Origin of the sequence: Miniimonas arenae (genome assembly GCF_006351005.1) — a bacterium.
Classification (GTDB): Bacteria; Actinomycetota; Actinomycetes; order Actinomycetales; family Beutenbergiaceae; genus Miniimonas; species Miniimonas arenae.
On the sequence record NZ_VENP01000074.1, the window covers coordinates 1 to 11,965 of the forward strand.

Sequence of the window (11,965 nt, forward strand, 5' to 3'; positions counted from 1 at the left end):
GCACCGTGACCCTGCGCCCAGCCCCGGACCTGATGACCTACCTCACCGCCCTGCTGCCGATGAAGGACGGCATCGCCGCCTACACTGCCCTACGCGCCGCCGCCGACACCGCCGTCAGCACCGGACACGCCACCAGCTGCGGCCAGGCCATGGCCGACACCCTCACCACCCGCCTGACCGGACGAGCCCCCACCGACCCCGTCCCCGTGCACGTCGGACTCGTCATGACCGAGGCCACCCTCCTCGCACCCGAAGGCCCCCCGGGCGCCGAGGAACCCGCCACCCTGACCACCCCCAGCCTGGCCGGCACCCCCGTCCCCGCACCCTGGGCCCGCACCCTCATCCACACCACCCTCACCAGCCCACGCTCGAGCAGCAACGGCACCAGCGACGCCGAGAGCAGCAGCAGTGACCGCGGCACGAGCTCGGCAGGCGGCGGGATCACCGACACCGCGGACGAGGACCCCGGGCAGCTCGGCACCAGCGCAACCAGCGCAACGAGCGACAGGGGGACCAGCGCGACGCGCGACAGCGCCGCGGACGGCAGCAGCAACGACCGCAAGGACGGGGTGTGGCTGCGGCGCCTGTTCCGCGACCCCACCACCGGTGAGCTCGCCGCGATGGACTCCCGATCCCGGTGCGCCCCACCCAACCTCGGCCACCGCTACCACTCCACCGCCCCACCGCTGCCGAACGGTCTGACGAGCGAGATCGGTCCCGTCGCTCCACCGGGCAATGACGACCTGGCGCTCGTGCACGTCAGCCTCGACGACGCGCGCGGCCGCGCCGCGGCGCCTCGTGACGAGCGGCTCGGCGAGGCTGTCACGTCGAGCGCGTCGGCACCCGAGCCCGCTCACGAGCCGCGACCCGCTGCGCACGCGATCGCACGCGGACCGCGCCGGACGACCACGCAACCAATCCGCACGGGACCGGTCACGTCAGCGACGGTTGCGACCAGTGACGAGCACCACGTGGAGCGCGTGATCGCCCCGGGCAGTGCCCGCCCAGGCGTCGGGCAGACCAGCACGGAGCCCACCCAGCTACGCGGAGGGAGCGACCGCCTCGGGCTCGAGGTCCAGCTCGCGCGCGGGGCGCGGCGCGTGTGCGACGGGCACGAGGCGCGGCGACGAGCCGCTCCCGCTCGTGGCTCGCGCGGCGGTGGGCGACTGCTCCGCGTCCTTCGCGGTCGCAGACAAAGGCCCGTCCGGCACCGGAAGCACCCTGGCGACCGCTCCCCCGCGAGCGGACGGGAGGGGTCGCACCGAACCCGCCGGCTGGGTCCGAGCGGGGTCGGCAGTCACCGGCGAACCTGTGGGCGGAGCTGTCGGCGAGGATGCAGCCGAGGCAGGCGCAGCCGCCGCCGTGCCCGGGGCTCGGCGCGCCCCGGCCACCTCGGTGCCGGGTTGGGCGATCCCCAGCGCGCGCAGCACCCGCGCGTAGCCCTGTCGCGCTCGCTGCGCCGCGGCCGCCTCTCCCGACAGGGTCAACGACCGCACCAGCACCCGCCAGGCATCGTCTCGGAACTCGTCCAGCTCGATCGCGCGCACCGCGGCAGCGGCGGCCTGACGGTTGCGGCCCTCGCCGAGCTCGGCCCTCGCGAGCGCTGACGCCGCCTCGGCCACGGCGAGCCGGACTCGTTCGCGCTGCCCGACCACCCACTCCGACGACCCCTCGTCGACGAGAAGGTCCGCGCGATACCGGTCGACCGCAGCCCGCCACGCCTGGGTGGCCGAGGCGAGCTCGCCTCGCGCAGCCTCCCGACGCGCCTCGCGGAGCCCTTCGTCGAGAGCGATGAGGTCGCACGTGTCGCCGACGTCGAGGCGAAGGAGATAGGACTCCTCCACCCGGACCAGCACGTCCCGCCCGAGCATCGGGTGCGCGTCGTCGAGCGCCCGCCGCACGGCGGAGACGCTGACGTGCAGGTTGTGGATCGCCGCGGTCGGGCGCAGGTCGGGCCAGAGCGCGAGCGCGAGTCGCTCGCGGTGCACCGGGTGCCCGGACTCGACCGCGAGCATCCGCAGCATGCTCCTCGCCCGAGGACGCAGGACCGTGAGATCGACGGCGGCTCCGTCCACGAGAAGCGCAAGCTCACCGAGGCAGCGCACCTCGAGTGCCGGCCGACGGTCGTTCGCTCCCGAGCCGGCCGCGGCACCCCCGCGGCCGCCGGTACGAGCTGTTCCGCCGAGTGGGCTCGCACCCGGCGCCGACGGCGACGACGGAGTCGTCGCCTCCTCGGCGGGCCACGACCCCGACGACCCCGACGGCTCCGACGGCTCCGGCAACGGCGACCCCGACAACGGCGACGCGGCCGCACCCGACGCCGCCGTCACCGTCGGTTCGGTCGCGCCCGCACGAGCCTGCCCACGCGCGCGCTCCCGGGACGCCGCGTCCGGCACGACGGCGATCCCCGCGGGTGACGGCGCACCCGCCACGGACGGAACCTCGGCCGTGGGCCCAGGCCCACCCACCGCCGGCGCCGCCGAGCCAGCCGACGACCCAGACCCAGCCGTCGACGCAGCCCCAGACCCAGCCGACGACCCAGACCCAGCCCCCCGACCCGCGTCCCGCGCAGCGGCGCGCGCCGCGCCGAGGCGGCACCACGCCTCGATGACGGGAGTGTCACGTGCCGCCCAGTCCGCCGCGAGCGCGAGCCACGACGGCGCGTCGTCCTCGCCCCGGCGCGCCGCGATGGCCGTCACGACGGTCGCAATGACGACGCCTCCCCACGGGTCCTCGACATCCCGGGCCCACTGCACGAGCCCAGCGATCTGACGCTGCGCGTCGTCGGCGCCCTCGGCTGCCACCACGACGGCGTGCGCGAGCCGCTGCAGCCAGGTCAGACCCAGGCGATGCGCGGCGCGCAGCACCGAGTCGGCGCCGTCGGCCACGGTCTCGATCCGTGCGTCCGGGTCCACGAGCGACTCGGTGAGCGCCGCCGCGAGCAGCGTCCCGGGGGCCTCGTCCTCGTCGTCGAGCACGGCGGCCAGCGCGGCCCGGGCCTCGGGCACGCGGCCGGCCAACCCGTGCAGCAGGGCTGAGACGAGGCCGCACTCCGCCGGACCCGACGGCACCCGACCCTGGCGCAGACCGCACTGCAGGGCCCGCGCCCACGATCCGATCGCGTCGAGCTGCGCCACGGGGATCGTCGCGTCGTCCGGGGCAGAGCACCCGCCTCGCGAGGAGCCGTGCTCGGTGCCGTCCGGGGACCAGACCGCGACGAGGTCACGCACCGCGGCGGGCACGGCAGCGCCGAGCAGCGGCCGGAGCTCGTGGTCGTCCGCACCCTCACCCTCGCCCGCCGGCGCGTCCGGGCGGTCGACCTGCTCGAGCAGCCGGGCCGCCGGGGCCAGCGCACCGTCCGCGACCGCCTCCGTCAGCGTCGCGAACGCCGACAGGCGCTGCGGCACCAGCTCGCGCACGGCGGGATCGGTGCGCAGCACGCCGCTGACCGACGTCCACAGGTCGGTGCCGGCGTGCGCCACCCGCACCACGTCCGCCGGGCGTTCCGCGCGCGCCCACAGCCCGATGGTGGACGCGGTCTCGCCCTCGCCCTCGAGCACGCTCGCGGCCCTGCTCCACCATGCGCGCGCCTGGGCGGGACCCAGGTCGCGGGCGAGCCGCGCCCCGAGGTAGCGCCGCAGCGGCATCGGGATCCGGTAGCCCGCGGGGAACTCACGCAGCGGCACCACGGACCGGTGCGCGACGTTGCGCAGCACGTCCGCGCTGTCCGAGACCTCGAGCAGCGCGTCCAGGCGCGGCGGCGTGAGGACGTCGAACGCCGCTCCCCACATCAGCAGCCGGCGCTCCTGCGCCGTCAGCCCGGCGAGCAGGACGTGCTCCGCGTAGTCGGCGAGGTACCACGGCGCCCCGCGCAGCCCCCGCACCGCGCGACGTCGGTCCGCCGGCAGCATCCCCTGCGTCGCGCGGCAGAAGAGGTCGACGGCGGCCGGCCAGCCGTCCGTGGCCGCCGCGAGCCGGTGCACGTCGTCGGCGCGCAGCGGCGCGTCGAACCCCTCCCGGGCGGCGCGGTCCACCTCGTAGGGGCGCAGGGCGAGGTCCTCGACGTCGAGCACACCGGCGAGGGGGGCGTCGTACCGCGCGATCATCGACGGCGGGAGCGCGCGCACCGCCACCACGACCTGGACGCCGGGCGGCACGGCGGCCGCGAGGCGACCGAACCAGCCGTCGGCGTCGGCCGGCTCGCGCAACCGGTGCGCGTCGTCGAGGGTCACGAGCGTCGGGCGCCTCAGCGCCGCCAGCGTCGCAGCCGCCTCCGAGGCGGTGACGGGCGACGACACCCCGCCGGGCGTGGTGTGCCACACGGCGCCGAGCGGCGTGGCGCGACCGGCCAGCACCGGTCGGTCGTCGGTCGCCGCGAGATGGCTCAGCAGCGTCGACTTGCCCCAGCCGTGGCCCGCGACGACGAGCACCACGCCCGAGGGCATGGCGCGGACGCGGCGAAGGAGGCGATGGCGGATCGGGGTGGTGCCGCTCGCGAGAGGGCGAGCACGAGCGACATCCCCGTCCGTCCGCCTCCCCCTGTCGTTCGGCGGACCGTTCATCCCCTTCTCCTCACGACCTCGTCGAGGGGCGGGTTCGCGGGACAGTGTCCCAGCGGGCCGAACCCCCGCACCAGCGACTTTTGGTGATGGTCGTGGGGAGCGCGCTGTCGTCGTCCTGATACCGGCGCGCGCAAGATCGCGCGTGTCGCGGGTCCCGCCCGGTCAGTCCTCGATCGCGGCGGCCGCGAACTGGCTGGCGTACAGCCGCGCGTACGCACCCCCGGCGGCGAGCAGCTCCTCGTGCGAGCCCTGCTCCACGATGCTGCCGTGCTCCATCACGACGATCACGTCGGCACCGGTGATCGTCGAGAGGCGGTGGGCGATCACGAACGACGTCCGACCCACCCGCAGCGCGTTCATGGCCTTCTGCACGAGCACCTCGGTGCGGGTGTCCACGGAGCTCGTCGCCTCGTCGAGGATGAGGATCGGCGGATCGGCCACGAAGGCACGAGCGATCGTCACGAGCTGGCGCTCACCCGTGGAGAGCGAGCCGCCCTCGCCCGTGATGACCGTCTCGTAGCCCTCGGGGAGCGACCGGACGAACGAGTCGACGTGCGTCGCCTGCGCGGCGCGCAGCATCCGCTCGCGCTGCTCGGGCGTCACGGGGGCGCCGGGTGACGTCGCGATCGGGTAGACGATGTTCTGCTCGATCGTGCCCTCGAACAGCCAGGCGTCCTGGAGCACCATGCCCACGCTCCCCCGCAGGTCCGCCCGGGTCATCGCGCGGGTGTCCACGCCGTCGAGCGTGATGGCGCCCGCCTGCACCTCGTAGAACCGCATGATGAGGTTGACCAGCGTGGTCTTGCCGGCCCCCGTGGGCCCGACGATCGCGACCGTCTGGCCAGGCTCGGCCACCAGGGACAGGCCTTCGATGAGCGGGTTGCGGGGGTCGTAGGAGAAGTCGACGTCCGCGAACTCCACCCGGCCCGCGACCTCGTCGAGCCGGACGGCCGGCTCGGGGTCGGGCTCCTGCTCCTCGGCGTCGAGGAGGCCGTACACCCGCTCGGCCGACGCAGCGCCCGATTGCAGCATGTTCATCATCGAGGCGATCTGCGTGATCGGCTGCGTGAACTGGCGCGAGTACTGGATGAACGCCTGCACGTCGCCCAGGCTCATCTGCCCCGACGCCACCCGCAGCCCGCCGACCACGGCGACGACGACGTAGTTGAGGTTCGCGATGAACGCCATCGCGGGCTGGATCGTGCCGGAGATGAACTGCGCCCGGAACGAGGAGTTGTACAGCTCGTCGTTGCGCTCGTCGAACACGCGCTGGGCCGTGTCCGTCTGGCCGAAGACCTTCACGAGCGCGTGCCCGGTGTAGATCTCCTCGATGTGCCCGTTGAGCTCGCCCGTCGTGCGCCACTGCCGGATGAACTGGGGCTGGCTGCGCTTGGCGATCATCGACGTCACGCCCACCGTGAGCGGCACCGTGACGAGCGCGATGACCGCGAGCAGCGGCGAGATCCAGAACATCATGACGAGCACGCCGACCACGGTGAGCACGGAGGTGACCAGCTGCGAGAGCGTCTGGTTGAGGGTCATCGAGAGGTTGTCGACGTCGTTCGTGACGCGCGAGAGCACGTCGCCGCGGCTCTGCCGGTCGACGTAGGACAGCGGGACCCGGGTGAGCTTGTCCTCCACCCGCGCGCGCATGCGGAACATCGTGTGCTGCACCACGATCGCGGTGAGGCGGGCCTGCAGCCAGCCGAACAGCCACGCGCCCAGGTACACGAGCAGCGCCCAGCCCAGCGTGACCGCGAGGGCATGGGTGTCCAACCCCTCCCCGGGGGTGAACGTCACCTGCGTGAGCATGTCCGCGAGCCGGTCCTGACCCTGCGCCCGCAGACCCTCGATCGCCTGCTCCTGGGTGATGCCCGCCGGAATCTCCCGCGAGATCACCGCCGCGAACACGATGTTGGTCGCGTTGCCGAGGATCTTCGGACCGACGACGGCGAGCACCACCGACGCGACGCCGAGCAGCACCGACACGGCGAGCTCCAGACGGTGCTCGCGCATGTCGCCGAGAAGGCGACGCAGCGTGCCGCGCATGTCGAGCGGCTTCTCGGTCGGCATGCCCATGCCGCCCATGGGCCCGCCGGGGCCACGACGCGCCGGCCTGCTGTCACGCACGACCTCGGCGTCGTCGACCGGGGCCGACTCGTTCGCCGTGCGGGCCGCGGTGCCCTTCGCGGAGGCACCGGGCGCGACGCCACTCATCGGGCCTCCTCCAGGCTCATCTGCGACTCGACGATCTCGCGATAGGTCTCCGAGGTGTTCAGCAGCTCGCTGTGGGTGCCGCGACCCACGATCCGCCCGTCGTCGAGCACGAGGATGAGGTCGGCGGTGCGGATCGTCGACACGCGTTGGGCGACGACGATCACCGCGGACTCGCGCACGACCGCCACCAGCGCCTGGCGCAGCGCGGCGTCGGTGGCGTAGTCCAGGGCCGAGAACGAGTCGTCGAACAGCAGCACCTTCGGCCGGTGGACGAGGGCCCGTGCGATGGACAGGCGCTGGCGCTGCCCGCCGGAGACGTTGGTGCCGCCCTGGGAGATCGGCGCCTCGAGCCCGCCGAGCTCGCGCACGAAGTCCTCCGACTGCGCCACCCGCAGTGCCTCCCAGAGCTCCTCGTCGGTCGCGTCCTGGCGACCGAAGCGCAGGTTGCTCGCCACCGTGCCGGAGAAGAGGAACGCCTTCTGCGGCACCAGGCCGAGGAGCTGGGTGATCAGGGTGGGGTCGATGTCGCGCACGTCCACGCCGTCGAGCAGCACGCGACCCTGCGTCGCGTCGAAGAGCCGCGGGACGAGGTTGAGGATCGTCGTCTTGCCGGACCCGGTGGCGCCGATGATCGCGGTGGTCCGGCCCGGCTCGGCCACGAACGACACGTCCTCGAGCACCGGCGCGCTGGCCCCCGGGTAGTGGAACGTCACGTGGTCGAGCTCGACCCGGCCGGTGAGCACCGCGGGCCGGACCGGCTCGGCGGGCGAGAGCACCGTGGGCTCGGAGGCGAGCACGTCCGCGATCCGGTCCGCCGAGACGGCGGCGCGCGGGGCGAGCATCACCATCATCGAGCTCATCATCACGGCCATGAGGATGTACATGATGTAGCTGAGGAACGCGGTGAGCGCGCCGACCTCCATGTCGCCGCGGTCGACGAGGTTCCCGCCGAACCACATCACCGCCACGGTGGACAGGTTCATGATGAGCATCACGGTCGGGAACATCAGCGCCATGAGCTTGCCGGTCTTGAGCTGGACCTCGCGCAGGTCCGCGTTGACGATCGCGTACCGCGCCACCTCGAACGGGTCGCGGACGAACGCCCGCACCACCCGGATGCCGGTGATCTGCTCGCGCATCACGCCGTTGACGGCGTCGATCCGGCCCTGCATCGTGCGGAAGTACGGCACCATCCGGCTCACGATGATCAGCACGGTGACCACGAGCACCGGCACCACCACGAGCAGGATCGCGGACAGCTCGACGTCCTCGCGCAGCGCCATGATGACGCCGCCCACCAGCATGATCGGCGCCATCACGATGATCGTGAGGGTCATCATGACGAGCATCTGGACCTGCTGCACGTCGTTCGTGGTGCGCGTGATGAGCGACGGCGCACCGAACGAGCCCAGCTCCTGCTGGCTGAACTTCTGCACGCGCGCGAAGAGTGCGCCGCGCACGTCGCGACCGAAGGCCATGGCGGTGCGGGCGCCGAAGTACACGGCGACGATCGCGGCGATCGCCTGGGCCAGGGTGACGACGAGCATGACCGCGCCGATCCGCCAGATCTGGTCCACGTTCCCGACCGCGACGCCCTCGTCGATGATGCGCGCGTTGAGGTTCGGCAGGTAGAGCGAGGCCATCGTCTGCACCAGCTGCAGCACGAGCACCACGACCACCGCGCCCCGGTACGGGCGCAGGTGCGTGCGCAGGAGTCCGATCAGCACGGGGTGAACGGTACGCCCGCGCACCGACACCGGCACATCCGCACGGCGCCGACCGGGGGGAGCAGGCGCACGACGGCGAGGCGACCTCGCGATTGCGGCGTGCGTTCCGCCCGGCGCACGCTGGGCAGGTGAGCCCCGGCCTCTCCGCCCCGCGCCCCTACCGCCCGGGCGAGGACGATCCCGCACTCGCCGACATCTGCGTGCGCACCGCCGACCACGGCGGCGACGCGACCGGCCTCCTGCCCGACGACGACCTGTGGGCCGCGGTCTTCCTCGCGCCCTACCTCGCGCGTCACCCCGACCTCGCGCTCGTGGTGGACGACGGCGAGGGGCCGGCCGGGTACGTCGTCGGCACCGACGACAGCGAGGCCTTCGAGACGTGGTTCGCCTCGGAGTGGTGGCCGCCCTTCGCCGCACGCTGGCCGCGCCCGACGGCGGTGCGCGGCCGGCACGACGAGATCGCGTCCTACGCGTGGGGGCGGGGGCAGGAGACGAACCCGTGGGCCGCGGACCACCCCGCGCACCTGCACATCGACCCGTTGCCCCGCGCCCAGTGCCTCAGGGGCGAGGCGGCGGCGGGAGCGAGGGTCCACCGGTCGGCGGCAGCCCCTGGCCCTCGCCCTGCCCAGGACGCTCGGCCGCGTCGGGCGACGGCGGAACGGCGGGGCCGGCAGGTGCAGCCGGGCCGCCGGCACCGGTCTGCGCCTCGCGAGCCTGGGCGGGCCGCTGCCCCGCCTCCTCGCCGTGGTCGAACGGGTGCCCGGTCAGCGTGCCGGCCGCGCGTGCCTCGCTCGTCGCCTCGGACGCCTCGCCGCGCGCCTTGCGCAGCGCCTCCGACGGGTCCTCGAGCGTGGTCTCGGCGAACGAGTCCTCGAACTCCAGCGGCTCGCGCCGCGAACGCGCCGTCGCGCTCTCGCCCGGCTCCGCGCCGTCGGACGACGGTACCGGCACCGTGCCCCCGAACGCGCCGGCGATGCCGTTGAGCGCCGCCGTGAACTCCGTCGGCACGATCCACATCTTCGACGAGGAGCCGTTGGCGATCTGCGGCAGGGTCTGCAGGTACTGGTACGCGAGCAGCTTGGGGTCCGCGTCGCCGCGGTGAATCGCGTCGAAGACCTGCAGGATCGCGCGCGAGTCACCCTCGGCCTTGAGGATCGCGGCCTGCGCCTGACCCTCGGCGCGCAGGATCGCGGACTGCTTCTCACCCTCGGCGGTGAGGATCTGGGACTGCTTGACACCCTCGGCCGTGAGGATCGCGGCGCGGCGGTCCCGCTCGGCGCGCATCTGCTGCTCCATCGATCCCTGCACGCTGGCGGGCGGGTCGATCGCCTTGAGCTCCACGCGGTTGACGCGGATGCCCCAGCGGCCGGTCGCCTCGTCGAGCACGCCGCGCAGCTGGCCGTTGATCTGGTCGCGCGAGGTCAGCGTCTGCTCGAGGTCCATCGACCCGATGACGTTGCGCAGCGTGGTGACGGTGAGCTGCTCGATACCGGTGATGTAGTTCGCGATCTCGTAGGTCGCGGCCTTCGGGTCGGTGACCTGGAAGTAGATGACGGTGTCGATGCTCACCACGAGGTTGTCCGAGGTGATCACCGGCTGCGGCGGGAAGGAGACCACCTGCTCGCGCAGGTCGACGCCGGCGCGCACGCGGTCCACGAACGGGATGAGGAAGTGCAGACCCGCGTACATCGTCGAGTGGTAGCGGCCCAGCCGCTCCACGATGAGCGCCACGGCCTGCGGCACGATCCGCACCGCACGGGCGATCGCCGTGATGATGAAGATCGCGAGCAGCGCCACGATCACGAGTCCTACGATCTGGCCCGTGTCCACGGGTGCCTCCTTGGTGGCCGCCGTGGCGGCCGGTCGGGGCCGGGTGCTCCGGCCGGTCGTGCCTCGCTCCAGGCTGCGGCGGGGCCGCGCGCTTCGCGGGTGCGAGCGCCTGGAGGTCCGTGTGTCAGAGCAGGTGCTAGAGCGTCGGGGTGCCGTACGGGTTGGCGGGGTCGGGCAGGTCCGCGGACTTGGAGGGCGTCACGACGGCGGTCGCCCCGTCGATCCGCACGACCTCGACCTGCGCGCCCTCGGGCAGCGTCCCCGCACCCTCGAACCGTGCCGTCCAGACCTCCCCGGCGAGCTTGACGCGCCCGGCGAGCGACGACGTCGGCTCCAGGACCGTCGCCGAGCGGCCGATCAGCGCGGCCACGTTGGTCGCCGTCTCCGGCGTCTCGCGCCGGAACGTGCGCAACGCCCACGGTCGGATCACGGCCACCAGGAGCGCGGACACGACGCCGAACACCACCACTTGGATGAGGACCGGGGCACCGAGCAGGGCCGCCAGGACCGCGGCGAGCGCGCCGCCGGCGAACATGAGGAAGAGGAGGTCGACGACGAGCACCTCGACCACGAGGAGCAGGAGGAACAGCGCCAACCAGATCACCCAAGCGTCCATCGCAGCCTCCCCTCGCCGGCGCCGGGACGTCCCCGGTCACAGCCCACTCTATGTCAAGAACGAGTCAAGAGGGTGGGGAGTTCCGTCCGGGGCGATCGACGAGCAGATTCGTTCAGGCCCCGTGCCGGTTGCCGGAGGAGCGTCCCGTGGCGCGAGCGCTCCACCGGTCCTCGTGCCGCGTGATCTCCAGCGGCATCCCGTACGTGGCCTCGAGGTTCTCGGGGGTGAGCACGTCCTCGAGCGGTCCGGCCGCCAGGGCGTGCCCGTCGCGCAGCAGCAGGGCGTGGGTGAAGTGCGGCGGGATCTCCTCCACGTGGTGCGTCACGAGCACGAGCACGGGCGAGGCTGGGTGGGCGGCGAGCTCCGCGAGCGCGCCGACGAGCTCCTCGCGCGCGCCGAGGTCGAGGCCGGCGGCGGGCTCGTCCAGCAGCAGCAGCTCGGGGTCCGACATCAGGGCCCGCGCGATCATCGTGCGCTTGCGCTCGCCCTCGGACAGCGTCCCGTAGGTGCGCCCGGTCTTGTCGGCCATGCCGAACACCGCCAGCAGCGAGCGCGCGCGGTCCTCGTCGACGTCGTCGTAGGTCTCGCGCCAGCGCCCGGTCATCCCGTAGGAGGCGGTGAGCACGACGTCGAGCACGCGTTCGTCGCCCGGGATCCGTTCGGCGAGGGCCGAGCTGGACAGCCCGATCCGGGGCCGCAGCTCGAAGACGTCGACGCGGCCGAGGGTCTCCTCGAGGATCTCCACCGTCCCGCTGGTCGGGTGCATCCGGCCCGCCGCGAGCTGCACGACCGTGGTCTTGCCGGCGCCGTTGCGTCCGAGGACAACCCAGCGCTCGCCGTCGAGCACCTCCCACGTCACGTGGGAGAGGATCTCCTTGCCGTCGCGACGCACCGTGACGTCGTCGAGTCCGAGGACGAGGGTCTGGGCCATGGGTTTCTCCTATGTCAAGCCGCGGCGGCGACGGTGGTCGTGGTGGGCTGGTGGAGGGGTTGGGTGGTGGTCTTGAGGGTGG

At 73.3% G+C, this 11,965-nt stretch carries 6 protein-coding genes; all 6 read right to left on the bottom strand.

What is annotated here, in order from left to right; all coding sequences use genetic code 11:
- Positions 1-1,040: 1,040 nt before the first annotated feature.
- Positions 1,041-4,445 (bottom strand): BTAD domain-containing putative transcriptional regulator, encoded by a 3,405-nt coding sequence (locus FH969_RS13755; protein ID WP_139987705.1) that lies wholly within the window; start codon positions 4,443-4,445, stop codon positions 1,041-1,043.
- Between the two features lie 279 nt (positions 4,446-4,724).
- Positions 4,725-6,779: an ABC transporter ATP-binding protein gene (locus FH969_RS13760; RefSeq protein ID WP_139987707.1), complete on the bottom strand. Its 2,055-nt coding sequence runs from the start codon at positions 6,777-6,779 to the stop codon at positions 4,725-4,727.
- On the bottom strand, positions 6,776-8,506 hold the full coding sequence (locus FH969_RS13765; RefSeq protein ID WP_139987709.1) for an ABC transporter ATP-binding protein: 1,731 nt from the start codon (positions 8,504-8,506) through the stop codon (positions 6,776-6,778). The genes FH969_RS13760 and FH969_RS13765 overlap by 4 nt, the downstream gene beginning before the upstream one ends.
- A 558-nt stretch (positions 8,507-9,064) precedes the next feature.
- Positions 9,065-10,336: an SPFH domain-containing protein gene (locus FH969_RS13770; protein ID WP_139987710.1), complete on the bottom strand. Its 1,272-nt coding sequence runs from the start codon at positions 10,334-10,336 to the stop codon at positions 9,065-9,067.
- 136 nt (positions 10,337-10,472) lie between these two features.
- On the bottom strand, positions 10,473-10,952 hold the full coding sequence (locus tag FH969_RS13775) for an NfeD family protein (RefSeq protein ID WP_108717600.1): 480 nt from the start codon (positions 10,950-10,952) through the stop codon (positions 10,473-10,475).
- 112 nt (positions 10,953-11,064) lie between these two features.
- Positions 11,065-11,883, bottom strand: a complete 819-nt coding sequence (locus FH969_RS13780) for an ABC transporter ATP-binding protein (protein ID WP_139987712.1) — start codon at positions 11,881-11,883, stop codon at positions 11,065-11,067.
- Positions 11,884-11,965 lie beyond the last annotated feature (82 nt).

What these genes read in the sequence shown, in the direction of transcription:
- FH969_RS13755 (WP_139987705.1), bottom strand. Translation starts at nt 4,445, where the DNA reads ATGCCCTCGGGCGTGGTGCTCGTCGTCGCGGGCCACGGCTGGGGCAAG.
- FH969_RS13775 (WP_108717600.1), bottom strand. Translation starts at nt 10,952, where the DNA reads ATGGACGCTTGGGTGATCTGGTTGGCGCTGTTCCTCCTGCTCCTCGTG.
- FH969_RS13780 (WP_139987712.1), bottom strand. Translation starts at nt 11,883, where the DNA reads ATGGCCCAGACCCTCGTCCTCGGACTCGACGACGTCACGGTGCGTCGC.
- FH969_RS13760 (WP_139987707.1), bottom strand. Translation starts at nt 6,779, where the DNA reads ATGAGTGGCGTCGCGCCCGGTGCCTCCGCGAAGGGCACCGCGGCCCGC.